The 17,058-nt window shown below is 68.4% G+C and carries 17 protein-coding genes and 2 tRNA genes; 14 read left to right on the top strand and 5 right to left on the bottom strand.

Annotated features, from left to right (window positions below; all coding sequences use genetic code 11):
• Window positions 1-9: 9 nt before the first annotated feature.
• Window positions 10-537 carry a peptide-methionine (S)-S-oxide reductase MsrA gene (gene msrA / locus PKE84_RS17160; protein WP_271178466.1) on the bottom strand — a complete coding sequence of 176 codons (528 nt, stop codon included), beginning with the start codon at window positions 535-537 and terminating at the stop codon, window positions 10-12.
• 46 nt (window positions 538-583) lie between these two features.
• Here msrA and PKE84_RS17155 point away from each other — a divergent pair, with 46 nt between their 5' ends.
• Together PKE84_RS17155 and PKE84_RS17150 are read left to right on the top strand one after the other, a co-directional pair.
• Window positions 584-1,597 carry an aldo/keto reductase gene (locus tag PKE84_RS17155; protein WP_271178465.1) on the top strand — a complete coding sequence of 338 codons (1,014 nt, stop codon included), beginning with the start codon at window positions 584-586 and terminating at the stop codon, window positions 1,595-1,597.
• Window positions 1,598-1,801: 204 nt separating this feature from the next.
• The gene (locus PKE84_RS17150) at window positions 1,802-2,518 is read left to right on the top strand and encodes a hypothetical protein (protein ID WP_271178464.1); all 717 of its coding nucleotides are present in this window, start codon (window positions 1,802-1,804) and stop codon (window positions 2,516-2,518) included.
• 75 nt (window positions 2,519-2,593) lie between these two features.
• Here PKE84_RS17150 and nadE read toward each other — a convergent pair whose 3' ends face one another.
• Window positions 2,594-3,436, bottom strand: a complete 843-nt coding sequence (gene nadE, locus PKE84_RS17145; protein WP_271178463.1) for an NAD(+) synthase — start codon at window positions 3,434-3,436, stop codon at window positions 2,594-2,596.
• Between the two features lie 74 nt (window positions 3,437-3,510).
• On the opposite strand from nadE, the gene PKE84_RS17140 reads away from it, so the two are divergent.
• Entirely contained in the window at window positions 3,511-4,728 is a 1,218-nt protein-coding gene (locus PKE84_RS17140) for a cation:proton antiporter (protein ID WP_271178462.1), read from the top strand.
• An 86-nt stretch (window positions 4,729-4,814) separates the two neighbouring features.
• On the opposite strand, the gene PKE84_RS17135 is transcribed toward PKE84_RS17140, so the two are convergent.
• Complete coding sequence (locus PKE84_RS17135; RefSeq protein ID WP_271178461.1) at window positions 4,815-5,669, bottom strand: LysR substrate-binding domain-containing protein; 855 nt, start codon at window positions 5,667-5,669, stop codon at window positions 4,815-4,817.
• A 156-nt stretch (window positions 5,670-5,825) separates the two neighbouring features.
• Between PKE84_RS17135 and PKE84_RS17130 the strand changes: the two genes are divergently transcribed.
• The 3 genes from PKE84_RS17130 to PKE84_RS17120 all read left to right on the top strand — a co-directional run bounded on the left by PKE84_RS17130 (window position 5,826) and on the right by PKE84_RS17120 (window position 7,756).
• The gene (locus PKE84_RS17130; RefSeq protein ID WP_373877169.1) at window positions 5,826-7,130 is read left to right on the top strand and encodes an MFS transporter; all 1,305 of its coding nucleotides are present in this window, start codon (window positions 5,826-5,828) and stop codon (window positions 7,128-7,130) included.
• Between the two features lie 25 nt (window positions 7,131-7,155).
• Window positions 7,156-7,641, top strand: coding sequence for a YdeI/OmpD-associated family protein (locus PKE84_RS17125; RefSeq protein WP_271178459.1), 486 nt, complete (start codon window positions 7,156-7,158; stop codon window positions 7,639-7,641).
• A gap of 42 nt (window positions 7,642-7,683) precedes the next feature.
• Window positions 7,684-7,756 (top strand) — tRNA-Arg (locus tag PKE84_RS17120).
• A gap of 156 nt (window positions 7,757-7,912) precedes the next feature.
• Here the strand turns inward: PKE84_RS17120 and PKE84_RS17115 are convergent.
• Window positions 7,913-8,176 (bottom strand): YbbN family protein, encoded by a 264-nt coding sequence (locus PKE84_RS17115; RefSeq protein WP_271178458.1) that lies wholly within the window; start codon window positions 8,174-8,176, stop codon window positions 7,913-7,915.
• 152 nt (window positions 8,177-8,328) lie between these two features.
• Here PKE84_RS17115 and PKE84_RS17110 point away from each other — a divergent pair, with 152 nt between their 5' ends.
• The 5 genes from PKE84_RS17110 to PKE84_RS17090 all read left to right on the top strand — a co-directional run bounded on the left by PKE84_RS17110 (window position 8,329) and on the right by PKE84_RS17090 (window position 12,836).
• Window positions 8,329-9,135 (top strand): SGNH/GDSL hydrolase family protein, encoded by an 807-nt coding sequence (locus tag PKE84_RS17110; protein WP_271178457.1) that lies wholly within the window; start codon window positions 8,329-8,331, stop codon window positions 9,133-9,135.
• 9 nt (window positions 9,136-9,144) lie between these two features.
• Window positions 9,145-9,765 (top strand): oligoribonuclease, encoded by a 621-nt coding sequence (orn, locus tag PKE84_RS17105; RefSeq protein ID WP_271178456.1) that lies wholly within the window; start codon window positions 9,145-9,147, stop codon window positions 9,763-9,765.
• Window positions 9,766-9,817: 52 nt separating this feature from the next.
• A tRNA-His gene (locus tag PKE84_RS17100) sits at window positions 9,818-9,893 on the top strand.
• Window positions 9,894-10,040: 147 nt separating this feature from the next.
• On the top strand, window positions 10,041-10,550 hold the full coding sequence (locus tag PKE84_RS17095; RefSeq protein WP_271178455.1) for a hypothetical protein: 510 nt from the start codon (window positions 10,041-10,043) through the stop codon (window positions 10,548-10,550).
• Window positions 10,551-10,772: 222 nt separating this feature from the next.
• The gene (locus tag PKE84_RS17090; protein WP_271178454.1) at window positions 10,773-12,836 is read left to right on the top strand and encodes a glycosyl hydrolase family 28-related protein; all 2,064 of its coding nucleotides are present in this window, start codon (window positions 10,773-10,775) and stop codon (window positions 12,834-12,836) included.
• A gap of 85 nt (window positions 12,837-12,921) precedes the next feature.
• On the opposite strand, the gene PKE84_RS17085 is transcribed toward PKE84_RS17090, so the two are convergent.
• Window positions 12,922-13,461 carry an ArsR/SmtB family transcription factor gene (locus tag PKE84_RS17085; RefSeq protein ID WP_271178453.1) on the bottom strand — a complete coding sequence of 180 codons (540 nt, stop codon included), beginning with the start codon at window positions 13,459-13,461 and terminating at the stop codon, window positions 12,922-12,924.
• 75 nt (window positions 13,462-13,536) lie between these two features.
• Here PKE84_RS17085 and PKE84_RS17080 point away from each other — a divergent pair, with 75 nt between their 5' ends.
• From PKE84_RS17080 to PKE84_RS17070, 3 genes are all read left to right on the top strand, one after another.
• Window positions 13,537-14,799: an MFS transporter gene (locus PKE84_RS17080; protein ID WP_271178452.1), complete on the top strand. Its 1,263-nt coding sequence runs from the start codon at window positions 13,537-13,539 to the stop codon at window positions 14,797-14,799.
• Window positions 14,800-15,140: 341 nt separating this feature from the next.
• Complete coding sequence (locus PKE84_RS17075; protein WP_271178451.1) at window positions 15,141-15,908, top strand: aggregation-promoting factor C-terminal-like domain-containing protein; 768 nt, start codon at window positions 15,141-15,143, stop codon at window positions 15,906-15,908.
• Between the two features lie 89 nt (window positions 15,909-15,997).
• Window positions 15,998-17,056: a hypothetical protein gene (locus PKE84_RS17070; protein ID WP_271178450.1), complete on the top strand. Its 1,059-nt coding sequence runs from the start codon at window positions 15,998-16,000 to the stop codon at window positions 17,054-17,056.
• The last annotated feature ends 2 nt before the right edge of the window (window positions 17,057-17,058 follow it).

Below are 17,058 nucleotides of genomic sequence, written 5' to 3'. Positions count from 1 at the left end.
GGAGACCCGTTACGCCGCGATCACGTACTGCGAATACGAAGCGCGGATCTTGTTCACCTTCGGCTGCGCGACGGCGAGACAGTAGCCCTGACCCGGGTTCTTCGCGAAGAAGTCCTGGTGGTACTCCTCGGCGCGGTAGAACGTGCCGAGCGGCTCGAGCGTGGTGACGATCGTGCCGTCCCAGTACGTCGCCGCCCGCTCGAGGGCAGCATCGAACAGCGCCTTCTGCTCGTCGCCGTCGTAGAACATCGCCGAGCGGTACTGGGTGCCGACGTCGACGCCCTGACGGTTGAGCTGCGTCGGGTCGTGGAGCGTGAAGAACACGTCGAGGATCACGGATGCGGGGATCACCTCGGGATCGAAGGTCACGGCGACCGCCTCGGTGTGACCGGTGCTCCCGGTGCAGACCTCCTCGTAGGTGGGGTCGACCGTCGTGCCGCCGGTGTAGCCCGACACGACATCCTGCACCCCGCGGAGCACGCGGTAGACCGCATCCAGACACCAGAAGCAGCCTCCGGCGATGACGAACGTCTGCATGGGAACCCTTTCGTTGCGACGCGCACCATTCTCCTACGATGTGGACATGACTTATGTTCCGGCGGACGACCGCTACGACACGATGACCTACAACCGCAGCGGACGCAGCGGCCTCAAGCTGCCCGCACTGTCGCTCGGCCTCTGGCACAACTTCGGCGACGAGCGCCCGATCGAGACCCAGCGGGCCATCGTGCGGCGCGCGTTCGACCTCGGCATCACGCACTTCGACCTTGCGAACAACTACGGGCCGCCCGCCGGCACCGCCGAGACCAACTTCGGTCGCCTGCTGCGCGAAGATCTGGCCCCGTACCGTGACGAGATCGTCATCTCCAGCAAGGCCGGCTACTACATGTGGCCCGGCCCGTACGGCGAGTGGGGCTCCCGCAAGAACCTGCTCTCGTCGCTCGACCAGAGTCTCGCGCGCCTCGGCACCGACTACGTCGACATCTTCTACTCGCACCGTCCCGACCCCGAGACGCCGATCGAGGAGACCATGGGCGCGCTCGCCAGCGCCGTGCAGCAGGGCAAGACCCTGTACGTCGGCATCTCGAACTACGACCCGGAGCAGACCCGCGCCGCGGCCGCCGCGCTGGCCGAGCACAAGATCCCGCTGCTCATCCACCAGCCGCGCTACTCGATGTTCGACCGTCACATCGAAGACGGCCTCTTCCCGGTGCTCGACGAGATCGGTGCGGGGAGCATCGTGTTCTCGCCGCTCGCCCAGGGAATGCTCACCGACCGCTACCTCGACGGCACGGTCCCCGCCGGCTCGCGCGCGGCGACCAGCCACTTCCTGTCGGAGAAGCAGTTGAGCCCCGTCTACCTCGAGCGGGCGCGCGCGCTCAACGAGATCGCTGCGGCGCGCGGCCAGTCCCTCGCTCAGCTGGCGCTGCGCTGGGTGCTTCGCCAGCCCGCGGTGACCAGCGCGCTGATCGGCGCGTCGAGCGTCGCGCAGCTCGAACAGAACGTCGCAGCCTTGGATGCTCCCCCGCTGACTGCGGACGAGATCGCCGCCATCGAGCCCTACGCGGTCGACGGCACCGAGCACCTCGAAGACTGAGGCAACGAGCCGGCACAACTCCGGAACGACGGGCGCAATCCGGCCCGCGTTCCGGAGTTGTGCGCTTTCTCAGGGCGTGTCGGCCCGGAGTTCCGGACGAACGCGACCGGGTTGCGCCCACGGCCGGTCACGGGAGCGTCACGACTCCGCGACACTGCGCGCGAGGTCCCGGAAGAGCGGCGCATCCGGAGTTAACATCACGCCATGCAGTGGTGGAATGACTTCGTAGACTGGCTCACTTCGTCGGACGCTCAGCCGATGATCTTCAATGCGGTGGTGCTCGCGGTTGCCGTGATCGTCGCCGGGTTGCTCGCAGCCTGGATCGCGCGCGGCGCGATCAAGGGCCTGCTCTCCCGCACCGATCGCGCGCAGAAGGCGTCGGCCATCGCGGCCCTCGTCGACGCGGCGACCGAGGCATCCGTATGGAATTCCCTGACCCCCGGCGAACAGGTCCTCTCGGACCGCGCCGTCGGCCAGGCCGACATCATGGTGCGCCTGCTCCCCATCAAGGGCGCCGGTATCGCCGCCAACTGGGCCGGACACCAGCTCGCAGAGATGAAGCGCGCGTCCGCCACCTTCGGCTACCAGCTCGACCCCGCGATCGCCGAGTTCCGCGACCGCCTGATCGAGTGGCAGAACAAGCCGGGCCGCGCCCGCAAGATCTTCCAGGGCGACCTCGAGCGCTGGCGGTTCGAGAACAACGACTCGGAGCGCCAGCTCATCGCCCAGCAGGACGCCTGGGTCGCCGACCAGCATCACCAGCAGTACGTCCCCGTCGCCCAGAACGACACGGCGGACCCGTTCGGAGTCGGCAACGCCGACACGGTCGCGCCCGCATCACCGATCCCGTCCGACACGGTGCCGTCCAACACGGTCCCGTCCGACACCGCTCCGACCTCGAAGCTGTCGCAGCCCGTCTGATCGACGCGCGCACTTCCACCCGAACGAGAGAGGGCCGGCGGATCATCCGCCGGCCCTCTTCCGTTGCTGCAGTCCCTACTTCGAGTAGTCGCCCCGCTCGTGCCACCACTCGTCGAACATGCTGGCCGGAACACGCCGCTTGTGCTCGGTGGCCAGGTACCGGGCCTCGATGGCACTCGCCACCTCATCCGGAACATCGCGGCCCTCGAGGAAGTCGTCGATGTCCGCATAGGTCAGGCCGAGGTTGTCCTCGTCGGTCTGGCCCGGCGTGTGGTCGAGGAGGTCGGCGGTGGGCGCCTTGGTGTAGAGCCGCTCCGGCGCCTCGAGGTGCTCGAGCAGCGCGCGCCCTTGACGCTTGGTGAGCCCGGTGAGGGGCAGGATGTCCGTTCCGCCGTCGCCGTACTTGGTGAAGAATCCCGTGACCGCCTCGGCGGCGTGGTCCGTGCCGACCACGAGAAGGCGGCGCTGGCCCGCGATCGCGTACTGGGCGACCATGCGCGCGCGCGCCTTGACGTTGCCCTTCGTGAAGTCGCTCATCTCGTCGCCGACGGCGTCGCGGTACTCGTCCTGGAAGCCATCGACGCCGCGCTTGATGTTGAACGTCACCGTGCGCTGGGGGCGGATGAACGAGAGCGCGAGCTGCGCGTCGTCTTCGTCGTGCTGCACCGAGTACGGCAGTCGCACGGCGATGAACTCGGCCTCGACCCCTTGCTCGGCGAGTCGCTCGACCGCGAGCTGGCTGAGCCGGCCGGCGAGCGAGGAATCCTGCCCGCCGCTGATGCCGAGCACGTACCCGGACGCGCCCGTGTTCTTGAGGTACTCCACGAGGAAGCCGACCCGCTTCTCGATCTGGGCCGCCGGGTCGATGGTCGGGCTGACGTTGAGTTCCTCGATGATTCTGGCCTGGAGATCACGCATGCAGCCACCCTAGCGCCGGCGCGTTTCGGTCATGTGAACACCGCCGGGATGCGCGCCACGAGTAGCATCGCGGCATGGATCCCACGGTCGGCACCATCATCCTGCTCCCCCTGATCGCGGTCGGCGCCTCCTTGCTCGCGAACGCCGTGGGGAAGGTCGCCAAGATCCCCCTGGTGGTCTTCGAGATCCTGCTCGGACTGCTCGTCGGTCCGAGCGTGCTCGGCTGGATCCCGAAGTCGGACGGAGTCGACTTCCTTGCGAACTTCGGGCTCGCCTTCCTCTTCTTCATGGCCGGCAACGAGATCGACTTCGCCTCGATCAAGGGGCGTCCGCTCGGTCGGGCCTCGATCGGCTGGCTCGTCTCGCTCGTGCTCGGCGTGGTGCTGGGGATCGTGCTCGCCCCCGACCCGATCGCCGGCGTCTACATCGGGATCGCCCTCACCTCGACGGCGCTCGGCACGCTGATGCCGGTGCTGCGCGACGCGGGCGAGCTCAAGACGCCGTTCGGTCTGGCGGTGACCGCGGTCGGCGCCATCGGCGAGTTCGGGCCCCTGGTGGCCATCTCGCTCTTCCTCAGCGGCCGCAGACCTCTGGCGGCAGCCCTCGTGCTGATCGGCTTCGCCATCGTCGCTGGGCTGGGGATCTGGCTCGCCTCGAGGGGTACGCACGAGCGCTTCCACCGCCTGGTGCGCGCGACGCTGCACACGAGTGGACAGTTCGCCGTCCGCTTCGTCGTTCTGGTCATCGCAGCCCTCGTGGGCCTGAGCGTCGCGCTCGGCCTCGACATGCTGCTGGGCGCCTTCGCCGCCGGCGTCATCTGCCGGGTGCTGCTGCAGGGCGCGAGCAAGCCGGATGCCGAACTGGTCGAAGGCAAGCTGGAGGCGGTCGCGTTCGGTGTCGTGGTGCCCATCTTCTTCATCAACACGGGCATCGGATTCGACCTGCCGGCCCTCCTCGGCGACCCGCACGCCCTCCTGCTGCTGCCGATCTTCGTGGTGCTGCTGCTGATCGTCCGCGGGATCCCCGGCTCCTTCGCTGCTCCGCGCGGCGCGACGTTCGCCGACCGCAGCGCCCTCACCCTGTTCAGCGCCACCGGTCTGCCCATCATCGTGGCCGTGACGAATATCGCCCTCGACGAGCACGCCCTCTCAAAAGGAACGGCGACCGCGCTGGTCGGGGCCGGGATGCTCTCGGTGCTGCTGTTCCCGATCATCGCGCTGACCCTGCGCAAGCGGTCGAGCGACGGCGGCCTGCGGTCGCCCGACACCGATCGGGTGCCGATCGTCGGCTAGCCAGTGCCGGCCCGCGCCGGTTGGCGCCCCGCGCCGGTTGGCGCCCCGCGCCGGTCGGCGCCACCCGGCGCCGGTCGGTCCGAGCGCTACGGGATGCGCGTGAGCGCGCGTCCGAGGATCGCGGTGGTCAGCGCTTCGATCGGCTCGCGCGGCGCGGCCGGGTTCGACAGCAGTGTGAAGTCGACCTGCCCGAGCTCCGGCAGCGCGAACCGGTTGGTGACCTTCACCAGATCCGACGGGATGAGCGACCGCGGGAAGACTGCCACCCCGATCCCGGCACGCACGGCCGCGAGCACGCCGTTCACCTCGCGCGTATTGCACGTGATCCGCCAGGTGCGTCCCGCCGCTTCGAGGGCGTCGATGGTGATCTGGCGGCTCAGGCTCGGCCCCTGGTAGGCGATCAGCGGGATGGGCTCCCCCGGCTCGATCACCGTCTTCTCCTGCCCCACCCAGACGAGGTCGTCGGTGGCGACCACCGTTCCGTCGGTCGTGCCGGGGTTCTGCTTGATGAAGATCAGATCGAGGTGGCCGCCCTTGAGCCGCCGGTGCAGGGGGCCGGACTGGTCGACGGTGAGTTCGAGATTGATCTGCGGATGCTGCTGCCGGAAGTGGCGCAGGATGCGCGGCAGCGTGGTGATCGCCAGGTCGTCGGCCGCGCCGAACCGAAGCCGGCCGCGCATCGCCGAGCCGCTGAAATAGCGGTCGGCCTCCGCGTGCGCGGCCAGGATGGTGCGGGCGAAACCGGCCATCGCGTCTCCGTTGTCGGTGAGGCGCACATCCCGGGTGTCGCGGGCGACCAGCTGCCGCTTGGCCGTCTGCTCGAGGCGCCGAACGTGCTGGCTGACGGTGGGCTGACTGATCCCGAGACGCGCGGCCGCCTTCGTGAAACTGCGGGTGTCGGCGACCGCCAGGAAGGTGCGGAGCAGCACCGGATCGAACATCAGGCATCCATTCGATAAGCCAATAGGAGTTATAGCTTCAATTGCCCGCAAGAATATCGCGGATTGCGTAACGTCGAGAGGGAAGACCTTTCATACGGAACCAGATACGCAGGACGATTCGTGGCACACACCGCAGCAGCACCACCCACCGGACCGATGCAGGTCCTCTCAGCCCGCCCGCCGTGGAGAGACACGTTCATCTCGCTCCGCGTCCGCAACTACCGGCGTTTCGCCGCCGGCAACTTGCTTGCCAACACCGCGGTGTGGATGCAGCGCATCGCGATGGACTGGCTCGTGCTGCAGCTCTCCGGGAGCGTCGCCGCGGTCGGGATCACGGTGTTCATGCAGTTCACGCCGATGCTCGTCTTCGGCCTCTACGGCGGAGTCATCGCCGACCGCTACCTCAAGCAGCGACTGCTGATCGTGACGCAGTCGTGCGCCGCCGGACTCGCTGCCCTCCTGGCCGTGCTCACCCTCACCGGCACAACGCAGGTGTGGCACGTGTACGTGATCTCGTTCGCGCTCGGGCTGGTGACCGTCGTCGACAACCCGGCCAGGCAGGTGTTCGTGAACGAACTCGTCGGGCCGCACTACCTGCGCAACGCGATCAGCCTCAACTCGTCGATCTTCCAGCTCGGCGGCCTCATCGGACCGGCGGTCGGCGGCATCCTGATCACCGCTGTCGGGGGCGGGTGGTCGTTCGCGATCAACTCGGTGGCCTGTCTCGTGGTGGTCGCGGCGCTCTGCTCGCTCCGGCGCTCGGAACTGCACGCTTCGCCGGCAGCGCCCCGCGCCAAGGGGCAACTCGTCGAGGGGATGCGCTACGTCCGTGGCAAGCCGGTGATCTTCTGGACCGTCGTGATGGTCGCGATCATCGCGGTGTTCGCCTTCAACATGCCCGTCTTCCTCGCGGCGTTCGCGAACAACGTCTTCGACATCGGCGCGCAGGGCTACGGACTCTTCAACGCCCTGGTCGCCGCCGGCGCGCTCGTCGGCGCGCTCGCCTCGACGCGCCGCACGAGCATCCGGCTCAGCATGGTCGTGGGAACGGCCGCCGCCCTCGGGATCGTGCAGGCGCTGGCGGGCTTCGCGCCCACCGAGTTCACCTTCGGCGCGCTCCTCGTCGGCATCGGGCTCGCGAATCTGCTCTTCGTCACCGCCGCCAACTCGCTCGTGCAGATGTCGTCGAACGTGCAGATCCGCGGCCGGGTCATCTCGCTCTACATCCTGGTGCTGCTCGGTGGTCAGGCGATCGGCGGCCCGCTCATGGGCTGGGTGGTCGAGACGGTCGGACCGCACGTCGCGATGATGATCTCCGGACTCGTGCCCGCCGCGGCGGCCGTCGTGATCGCGCTGCTCATCGCGCGCAGCGCGAGCCTCCGGCTGAAGTTCAGCCTCCGCGGACGCCGCCCGAGCGTGGCGATCGTCAATCGCGCTGGCAAGGCCGGCGCGCGCCTCTAACATGTGCAGCGGCTAGGCTCCGAGGATGGTGACATACCGCGACCCAGGTCTGCTCGAGTTCGATACCGCATTGGAGCGGGGCGATGCCGGCAACTCCCAGTCGTACATCCTGCTGCCCGGAAAGGCCGAAGAGCTGTTCGGCACGAGTGGCCGCATCCCCGTCGTGGCGACCTTCGACGACGTGCACTATCGCGGGTCGCTCGTCACCTACGGAGGCGGACAGCACCTCATCCTGGTGCTGCGCAGCATCTGCGAACTGATCGGCAAGGAAGCGGGCGACAGCGTGCACGTGACGCTCGCCCTCGACACCGAGCCCCGCGTGGTCGAGCTCGAGCCGGATGTGCAGAAGGCGTTCAAGACGGCCAAGGCGCTCGACCCGTTCCGCGCGATGAACTTCAGCTACCAGCGGGAGTACGCGCTCTGGATCGAAGAAGCCAAGCGCCCCGAGACGCGCACCCGGCGAATCCAGCAGGCGATCGAGCGGGTGAACGCGGGCCGACGGCTGCGCTGAGAGCCGGCGACGGCGGCGGCTACGGTATCGTGGAAGCGCCCCGCCCTCGTAGCTCAGCGGATAGAGCAGGAGCCTTCTAATCTCTTGGTCGCAGGTTCGATTCCTGCCGAGGGCACACCAGCGCCTACTCGCCGAAACGCTTCTCATCTCTTGGTCGCAGGTTCGATTCCTGCCGAGGGCACGTGCCCGAAAGGTGCCGAAACGTCGCTTTGAAGGGCGCCAACCGACCTTTTCGCACCTCTCGCTGAGACACAGAGCGTGGCAGCGAGGGTTACGGCAGCGCCTTCGCGGCCGCGACCAGCACCTGCTGGAGCGTGGGAACGCCCTCGGCCCGAAACACCTCGTCGCCGTCGGGCGTGCTGACGATCACCGTCGGCGTCACCCGGATGCCGTCGGCCTCCGCACGTTCCACGTTGCGCGCCACGTCGAACTCCGCCACCGAGGCACCCGGGACGAGCCGTGACGCCTCAGCGAGGATCGCACGCGTCTGCATGCACGGCTCGCAGAAGGCCGAGGTGTAGAGGGTGAGCTTCACAGTGCACCGGCTCCGCACGCAGTGACGGGAGGGCGAACCGCGGATGTCGAATGCACGACTTCAGTGTACGTCCGGCGAACATCCGGAAGCCATCCGGGAACGGTCACGCGGCGGACACCCGGCGTTCGCGCTGACTGACGAGAATCACTCGTGTGAGCCGAGCCGCATACACCAGGTACGTCGCTCTCGGAGATTCGATCACCGAAGGGCTGTGCGATCCTGCGCCGCCGCCTTCGAAGCCATCGGCGCCCACCGCCCCGTGGCTCGGATGGGCCGACAGGCTCGCCGTGATCCTCGACGGAGACGCGCATCTCGGCGGACGCGAGTTCGAGTTCGCGAACCTCGCCGTGCGCGGGCGCCGCATCGGCGACGTCGTCGACGCCCAGGTCCCGCACGCCGTCGCGCTCGGCGCAGACCTGGTCTCGGTGATGGTCGGCGGCAACGATCTGATGAGCCCCGCCGCCGATCCGGATGCGCTCGCCGGCCGACTCGACGCCGGCATCCGGTCGCTGCGGGCGAGCGGTGCGACGGTGCTCCTCGCCAACATCTTCGACCCGCAGTTCGCGTTCTTCCTCAAGCCGTTCCGCGGGCGCGCAGCCGTGTTCAACGCGAACGTCTGGAGCATCGCGCGCGCCAACCAGGCCGTCGTGCTCGACGTGTGGGGCGTGCGCGAATTCCAGGACGGCGCGATGTGGGCCTCGGATCGCGTGCACCTGAGCGCCCGCGGACACCGGCTCCTGGCCGCGCGCGCCGCGCACACGCTCGGGGTTCCGTACGCGGAGATCGCCGCCAAGAACACCGCGGAATCGTCCCCCGCTCCCCCGCAACCGTTGCCGCTGCGCACCTGGCTGAGGGTCTACGCGATCCCCTGGGCCGCGCGCCGGCTCCGACACATCTCCGCCGGCGACGGGCTCGACCCCAAGCGGCCGGTGCCCTGCCGCGTCGGACCCCAGCATTAGACTCTCCGCATGGCTAATTCCTCGGATCGACTGGTCTGGATCGACTGCGAAATGACCGGACTCGACCTCGAGGTCGACGAACTCGTCGAAATCGCGGTGGTGATCACCGACTTCGAACTGAACGTGCTCGACCCGGGACTCAGCATCGTGATCAAGCCGGATGCATCCGCGCTCGAGAACATGAACGACTTCGTGCGCGACATGCACACGACGTCCGGCCTCATCGAAGAGATCCCGCACGGCAAGAGCCTCGCCGAAGCCGAGTACGAGGTGCTCGAATACGTGCTCAAGTACGCACCGGGCGCCCGAACGGCTCCCCTCGCCGGCAACACCATCGGCACCGACCGCATGTTCCTCGCGAAGTACATGCCCCGGCTCGACAACCACCTGCACTACCGCAACGTCGACGTCTCATCGATCAAAGAACTCGCACGCCGCTGGTTCCCGCGCGTGTACTTCAACGCGCCCGAGAAGCACGGCGGGCACCGCGCTCTCGCCGACATCCTGGAGTCGATCCGGGAGCTCGACTACTACCGCGACGCGGCGTTCGTCGGCGAGCCGGGACCCACCACGGAGCACGTCCAGGCGGTCTCAGCGGCCGTGGTGGAAAAATGGGCGCCCCAGATGTAATACAATCGTCAAGTTGCTTTGAGTGAACCGAAAGAGACACTCGAAGAGCATGGTGGGTATAGCTCAGCTGGTAGAGCGCCTGGTTGTGGTCCAGGAGGTCGCGGGTTCAAGCCCCGTTACTCACCCCAAAGAAGCGCCTGGTCGTGGTGCAGCGTCACAGAGCAGGTCACGGGTTCAAGCCCCGTTACTCACCCCAAAGAAGCGCCTGGTCGTGGTGCAGCGTCACAGCAAGCCCCCAGTAGAGAACTGCGGCGGCGCGCGTACTGTGACGTGGCATGAATGCAACCGGATGGATCATCCTCATCGTCGTGATCGTCATCGTGGTGATCGCGATCATCGTCGTCGTCTCCATGGCCGGCCGCCGACGCAAGGTCGAAGCGGACCGTCAGCGGGCCGGAGAGCTGCGGCAGTCCGCCGCGGACGACGAGCTGGCCGCCCGCGAACGCGAGGCGGCTGCCGCCCGTGCGTCTGCCGACGCGAAGCAAGCAGAGGTCGAGGCCGAGAAGCTGCGCCGCGAGGCCGAGGCCCGTCAGACCGACGCGACAGAGGCGCGCTCTGCGTCCGACGACAAGCTCCGCAAGGCAGACGGGCTCGACCCGGACGTGCGCACCGGCAGACGCGCCGAGCCCACAACGGCACCGGCGGCCCCCGGATCGCCCGCGGAGCCGACCGTCGCAGGAGACGCCCCGAACACGACACAGGCGCCGCCGCCGACCTCGCCCGCCGCGCCGGCCGTGGCTCCCGACGACCCGAACGCCGGCTCGGGACAGCACCGCGCCCCCTGACCCGCCAGCCGGCGCCGGCACCGCCGGCGCCGGGCGGCGGCGATCGACGCAATCCTTGCACCGACTTGCAGTCGATTACGCAATAACTCGACAAATCGTCGACAATTCTCACGACCCTCTTGTGGATGGCCGCATCGCGGTCGTATCGTCGGGCCAACTCTCGACGCAATCGTGCGCCGAGTGTCCAACGGCGTACACCTTCTCGAGAGGAACGAGTCAACGATGACACGAAACGTCCCGGCCGCCCGGCGCGGCCGATTCCCCCGGATGCGCTGGAGCACGTCCATCGCGTCGGCCGCCGCGATCGCGACGGCCGTCACTCTGGCCGGGCTCGCCGCACCCGCCGCCGCAACCCCCGCTCCGGTGACACCGTCGCCGGTCACACGCGCGGCCCTCGACCCGTCCCTCGTCAGCGGGCGCGGCGCCGCCCTCGGCTTCTCCGAGCAGGAGGCGGAGAAGGCCACGACGAACGGCACCGTGATCGGCCCCGACCGTACCGCGTACACCCTCCCCGCCGAGGCCTCCGGCCGCTCTGCCGTCTCGCTGAAACCGGGACAGTACGTGCAGTTCACCCTCCCGGCCGCCGCGAACGCCATCACTATGCGCTACAGCATCCCGGATGCGCCCCAGGGCGGCGGCATCACCGCCCCGCTTGCGGTCTCCGCGAACGGCGGCGCCGCGCGCACGATGACCCTCACGTCGCAGTACTCGTGGCTCTACAACCAGTACTCCTTCACCAACGACCCGAACGCCGGGCTCATCCATCCGGACTGGTGGATCACCGAATGCAAGTGCGTCCCGTCGCAGACGACGCCCGCGCCCGTGATCTCCACCCCGTTCCGCCCGATGCACTTCTACGACGAGCAGCGACTGCTCCTCGGTCGCACCTACAAGGCCGGCGACACGATCCGGCTCACCGCACCCGCGGGCAGCCCGGCAGCGACCACGACCATCGACCTGCTCGACTCGCAGGTGGTGGCCGCGCCGCACATCCGGCTCATCGCGGCGAACGTGCTGGCGTTCGGCGCCGACCCGTTCGGCAAGCGCGACTCGGCCGCGGCGTTCGACAAAGCCATCGCATTCGCCAAGAAGACGCACCTGAAGGTCTACGTGCCGCCGGGGCGCTACCAGGTCAACCGTCACCTCATCGTCGATGACGTCACGATCGAGGGCGCCGGCAGCTGGTACACGATCATCACCGGCAAGCAGGTCACGCTCTCCACTCCCGCACCCGACGGCTCCGTGCACACGGGCGTCGGCTTCTACGGCAAAGACGCGAGCGCCGGCGGATCCCACAACGTGCACCTCTCGGGCTTCGCGATCGAGGGCGACGTTCGAGAGCGCATCGACACCGACCAGGTGAACGGGATCGGCGGCGCGATGAGCGACTCGACCATCGACGGCCTCTACATCCACCACACCAAGGTCGGGATCTGGTTCGACGGTCCGATGTCGAACACGCACATCACCGACACCGTGATCGCCGACCAGATCGCCGACGGCGTGAACTTCCACACCGGCGTGACCGACTCGAGCGTGTCGAACTCGTTCATCCGCAACACGGGCGACGACGGCCTGGCGATGTGGTCGGAGAAGACGGCGGATGCCCGCAACACCTTCGACCACAACACCGTGCAGACGCCGACCCTCGCCAACGGGATCGCGATCTACGGAGGCACGGACAACACCGTCTCCGCCAACCTGATCGCCGATCCGCTCCGCGAGGGCAGCGGCATCCAGGTCGGATCGCGCTTCGGCGCCGAACCGTTCGCCGGTCATCTCTGGATCACCGACAACACGACGGTGCGGGCCGGAACGTACGAGCTCAACTGGGAGATCGGTCTCGGAGCGATCTGGTTCTACGCGCTGGAACGGAACATCGACGCGGACATCCAGGTCGTGGGCGACCACTTCCTCGACAACACGTACAACGCGATCATGCTGGTCACCGACTTCCCGGTCAAAGACCAGTACCGCATCACGAACGTCCACTTCGCCGACATCCGAGTGGACGGCACCGGAACCTCGGTGGTCAGCGCCCGCACGGCCGGCTCGGCGAGCTTCCAGAACGTGGATGCCCGCAACGTCGGCGCTGTCGGCGTGAACAACTGCGGATCGTTCAACTTCACGCCTGCCGGTTCGGAGTTCTCGTTGACCGACCTCGGCGGCAACGACGGCGGCGGAACGACCGGCCCGTGGCTCGCGGCGTGGGAGCTGCCGAACACCATCACCTGCGACGACCGCCCGCCGGTCGTCGTGCCTCCTGCGCCGTCACCGTGGAACTGACGCCGGCATCACACTGACGCGCTGAGACAGATCGAGGCCGGGCATCCATCGGGCGGATGCCCGGCCTCCCTGCGATCGCCGGCGCTCAGTCGGCCGAGCGGTGCAGCAACCAGATGCCGCCGTGCACAGGACGGTCGGCGCGCTGGCCGTCGCTCTCCACGTATTCGTCGAGCACAGCCAGGATGCGTCGGTCGATCTCCGCGACGTCGTCCGGCGACAGGTGCAGGGAGAAGCGCGCGTAGGTAGCGATCGAGGAGGGGCCCGCCTCGGCGAGCTCCTGCTGAAACGCATCGATCGGCGCGAACGACTCCGCCGTATCGGCGTGGGCGAGCGGGTCGGAGAGCCACCAGGTGCGGCCGGTCGAACGGTACGGCTTCTCGAGGGCCCCGCTCTCGCCGGTGCGGACGCCGGCGGGCTCGAGGAAGCCCGCATCCAGTAGCTGCTTCACGTGATAGTGCGCGGTGCCGGGGTCGATGCCCAGCCGGTCGGCCAGCTGCTTGTTGGTGAGCTCGTACTCGCCGCAGAGCCTCACCATGCGCACGCGCACCGGGTTGGCGAGCGCCTTCGCTTCTTTGACCGTCGCGGGCCTGCGCTTGGCGTCGACGGGATCCTGGGGCTCGTCCATGCCCTCAGGATACGTCCCGATGTGAATTGTGCAAATCCATTTGAATTTTCCCAATCACTGTGCAAGTCTTCCCTCATGGCTGCACCGCTGGGATCGAACTACTGGAAACTCTGGACATCGTCCGCGCTGTCCAACCTCGCGGACGGGGTCATGAAGGTCGCGCTGCCGCTGGTGGCCATCCGGTACACCGACTCGCCCACGATCATCGCGGGGCTGGCGTTCGCCTTCTCGCTCCCCTGGCTGGTCTTCGCCCTGACCGCCGGCGCACTCGCCGACCGTTTCGATCGCCGCCGCCTGATGCTCGTCGCCAACTCCGCCCGCGCCGCCTTCCTGGCGGTCCTCACCATCGCCGCGGCGATGGGCGCAGGCTCGATCTGGATCCTCTACGCGGCCGCCCTCTGCGTCGGCATCGCAGAGACGATCTACGACACGTCGTCGCAATCGATCCTCCCGCAGGTCGTGTCGCGCAGCGCCCTGTCCCGCGCGAACGGACGCCTCTACGCCGCCGAGTTGACCGCGAACCAATTCGTCGGTCCCCCGCTCGGCGGCTTCCTGGTCGCCGCCGGGTTCGCCCTGGCCTTCGGCGCTCCCGTGCTGCTCTGGGCGCTTGCGATCGGGATGCTCCTGCTGATGCGCGGTTCGTACGGCACCGATCATCCGCGCACCACCACCATGCGGGCAGACATCGCCGAGGGCTTGCGCTTCCTCTGGAGCAACACCCTGCTCCGTGTGCTCGCCATCATGGTCGGCGTCTTCAACTTCGCCGGCAACGCGACCTTCACGGTGCTCGTGCTCTACGCCGTCGGCCCGGCATCGGCCATGGGCCTGACCGATCCCGGGTACGGCCTCCTCCTGACCGCGTCCGCGCTCGGGAGTGTTCTCGGCTCACTCGTCGCCGAACGCGTCGAGCACGGCCTCGGGCGCTCCCGTGCACTGATCCTGACGATCCTCGGCAGTTTCGTCAGCCTGGCGACCCCGGCATTCACCACCAACCCCTACATCGTCGGTGCGGGATTCTTCCTCGGCGGCATCACGGTGTCGATCTGGAACGTGATCACGGTGTCGCTTCGACAGCGGATCACGCCCACCCGGCTGCTCGGCCGCCTCAACAGCGCCTACCGCCTGGTCTCGTGGGGCACCATCCCGCTCGGCGCCCTCGCCGGCGGGGTGCTCGCCCAGTTCCTGGGCTTCCCGCCCGTCTTCATCATCATGGGCGCCCTCACTCTCGGCCTCGTGATCGGGATGATCTGGGTCACCGACCGGCGCATGGACCAGGCCGAGCACGACGCGGAGAGCGTGTCCGCCGAGCACGACGCGGCACGGTCCGCCGGGCGCTGACACCACCGACGCACACACGACCCTCCCAGCCAACGTGCCTGTTCTGCCCAGAATGACCACGTAACGTTGTTTTCCGTTGACGGCACGGTATGCCGTCGTGTCGCGCGTGTGCCGCATCCACCCCCCGATTGCTCCGGATGTCCACCTGTGTTTAGCGCGGCACACCCGCGTCGCGCGTTGCGCGCCCTCTGACCCGCCGGGTCGCCGGGCGATCACGCACGTACCGCCGCGGTTCCCGACCCGCCGGATCGCCTCCTCTCCACCGAGGATGACCGATCCATGCCCGCCCACGGCCTACCGCCGTGTGCCCGCGAGCGGGGAAGCCCGAACACTGGAAGAGAATGCTCAGAACCATCCGCAACACCTCCCTGCCCCTCGGCCGCATCGTCGCCGGTGTCGCCACCGCCCTCGCGACCGCCAGCCTCATCGGCCCGGCGCTCGCCCAGCAGCAGAGCCAGACCGAGACGAAGCAGATCTCCGAGTCGACCGGCATGCACCACGAACAGCTCTCGGTCTACGAGGGGATCGTGCGCCACCGGCTCGAGGCCGAGGCCACGAAGACGCTCGCCAGCGCGAAGACCACCGTCGCCGCGCGTGCGGCGAAGGTCGACACGTCCGCGGCGAAGACCGCGATCGCCGGCCTCGACGACTATCAGCAGCTCGACGACTCCAACCTGCGCGCCACCATCGACAAGACGAAGACCGCCACGGCCGCCGTCGTGACGGCAGCTGCCAAGAAGGACCGCGAGATCGCCGCCGCCGCCGCTGCGGCAGCCGCCCGCGCCGCAGCGCTGGCGAACACCCCCTCGGGTGCGCAGGCGACGGCCCGCAACCTCGCCTCGAGCCTGCACGGCTGGGGCGACGGCGAGTTCAGCTGCCTCAGCAACCTCTGGCAGAAGGAGTCGGGCTGGAACTACCAGGCGTACAACGCCGGGAGCGGTGCCACCGGTATCCCGCAGGCGCTGCCCGGAAGCAAGATGGCGACCGCCGGCAGCGACTGGCAGAGCAACGCCTCGACCCAGATCAAGTGGGGTCTCGACTACATCGCGCGCTCCTACGGCTCGCCGTGCAGCGCCTGGTCCCACTCGCAGTCGGTCAACTGGTACTGATCGATCCGCCCGGGAGACCGGGCTCGTGAAATTCCGGTGCGCCGGTCCCGTGACGATCCCGGGGCCGGCGCACCGGTAAACTCACGCAGGTGAGCATCCCCGTCATCCAGGGCGCACATCTCGTCGGCAGCATCAACCTGCCCGATGCCGAGACCGTCCTGCGCACCGTCAGCACCCACCTCGGCGACCGTCTGCACCGCATCCCGGACGGCGAGGTGGGCGAACGCTTCTACTGGATCCAGTTCCAGACCAAACGGTTCGACACGATGGCGGGTCTCTCTCGAATCCCCGTCGAGCCGTTCTACATCCGCGACACCTTCGACGGCCGCCCCTTCGTGATCGACGAGGGCGTGTCGGCCGACGACCTCGTCTTCCCCGACCTCGGCTACGCCGAGGCGGCGCTCGCGTCGTACGCGACGTTCGCCCGCGTGCGCGACGAGGGCGCGATCGCACCCGGAACGCGGTTCCAGGTCTCCCTCCCCACTCCGGCGGCCATCGCCGGAGCGTTCGTCGTCGCCGACTTCCGCGCAGATTTCGAGCGGGCCTACGAGCGCGCGCTGTTCGGCGAGCTCGAACGGATCGTGGCGGGCATCCCCCACGCCGACCTCGCCATCCAGTGGGACACGGCCGTCGAGTTCGCGCTGCTGGAGTCGACCAACATCCGGTCGACTCACGCCATCGTGCCGTGGTTCGACGATGTGCTCGGCGGGGTGATCGAGCGTGCCGCACGGCAGGCCTCGGTCGTCCCCGCGGACGTGCAGGTCGGTTACCACCTCTGCTACGGCGATGTCGAGGAGGCGCACTTCGTGCAGCCCACCGATGCCGGGCATCTCGCCGACGTGATCTCCGGCGTGCTGGCCGCCGCCCCGCGTCCGATCACCTGGTTCCACCTGCCCGTGCCGATCGAGCGAGACGACGCGGCGTTCTTCGCACCGCTCGCCGCCGTCGAACTGCCGGAGAGCACGGAGCTCTACTTCGGGCTGCTCCACCACGAAGACGGCGTCGACGGCGCCCGTCGTCGCGCGGACGCGGCGGCCACCGCGGTGCCGCGGTTCGGCGTCGCCACCGAGTGCGGTTTCGGACGCGGCCCGAGCGAACGCACCCCAGCTCTGCTCGACCTGCACGCGGCCGTCGCCGACGCCTGGTGACC

Origin of the sequence: Leifsonia poae (genome assembly GCF_027921845.1) — a bacterium.
Taxonomy (GTDB): domain Bacteria; phylum Actinomycetota; class Actinomycetes; order Actinomycetales; family Microbacteriaceae; genus Leifsonia; species Leifsonia poae.
This window is presented reverse-complemented; position numbering and strand designations above follow the sequence as displayed.

Excerpts from the sequence above, each read along its gene's own strand:
- PKE84_RS17080 (WP_271178452.1), top strand. The coding sequence starts at position 13,537 with ATGGCTGCACCGCTGGGATCGAACTACTGGAAACTCTGGACATCGTCC.
- PKE84_RS17090 (WP_271178454.1), top strand. The coding sequence starts at position 10,773 with ATGACACGAAACGTCCCGGCCGCCCGGCGCGGCCGATTCCCCCGGATG.
- PKE84_RS17075 (WP_271178451.1), top strand. The coding sequence starts at position 15,141 with ATGCTCAGAACCATCCGCAACACCTCCCTGCCCCTCGGCCGCATCGTC.
- PKE84_RS17085 (WP_271178453.1), bottom strand. The coding sequence starts at position 13,461 with ATGGACGAGCCCCAGGATCCCGTCGACGCCAAGCGCAGGCCCGCGACG.
- PKE84_RS17140 (WP_271178462.1), top strand. The coding sequence starts at position 3,511 with ATGGATCCCACGGTCGGCACCATCATCCTGCTCCCCCTGATCGCGGTC.
- PKE84_RS17095 (WP_271178455.1), top strand. The coding sequence starts at position 10,041 with ATGAATGCAACCGGATGGATCATCCTCATCGTCGTGATCGTCATCGTG.
- PKE84_RS17135 (WP_271178461.1), bottom strand. The coding sequence starts at position 5,669 with ATGTTCGATCCGGTGCTGCTCCGCACCTTCCTGGCGGTCGCCGACACC.
- PKE84_RS17150 (WP_271178464.1), top strand. The coding sequence starts at position 1,802 with ATGCAGTGGTGGAATGACTTCGTAGACTGGCTCACTTCGTCGGACGCT.
- PKE84_RS17155 (WP_271178465.1), top strand. The coding sequence starts at position 584 with ATGACTTATGTTCCGGCGGACGACCGCTACGACACGATGACCTACAAC.
- orn (WP_271178456.1), top strand. The coding sequence starts at position 9,145 with ATGGCTAATTCCTCGGATCGACTGGTCTGGATCGACTGCGAAATGACC.
- PKE84_RS17130 (WP_373877169.1), top strand. The coding sequence starts at position 5,826 with ATGCAGGTCCTCTCAGCCCGCCCGCCGTGGAGAGACACGTTCATCTCG.
- PKE84_RS17125 (WP_271178459.1), top strand. The coding sequence starts at position 7,156 with ATGGTGACATACCGCGACCCAGGTCTGCTCGAGTTCGATACCGCATTG.
- nadE (WP_271178463.1), bottom strand. The coding sequence starts at position 3,436 with ATGCGTGATCTCCAGGCCAGAATCATCGAGGAACTCAACGTCAGCCCG.
- msrA (WP_271178466.1), bottom strand. The coding sequence starts at position 537 with ATGCAGACGTTCGTCATCGCCGGAGGCTGCTTCTGGTGTCTGGATGCG.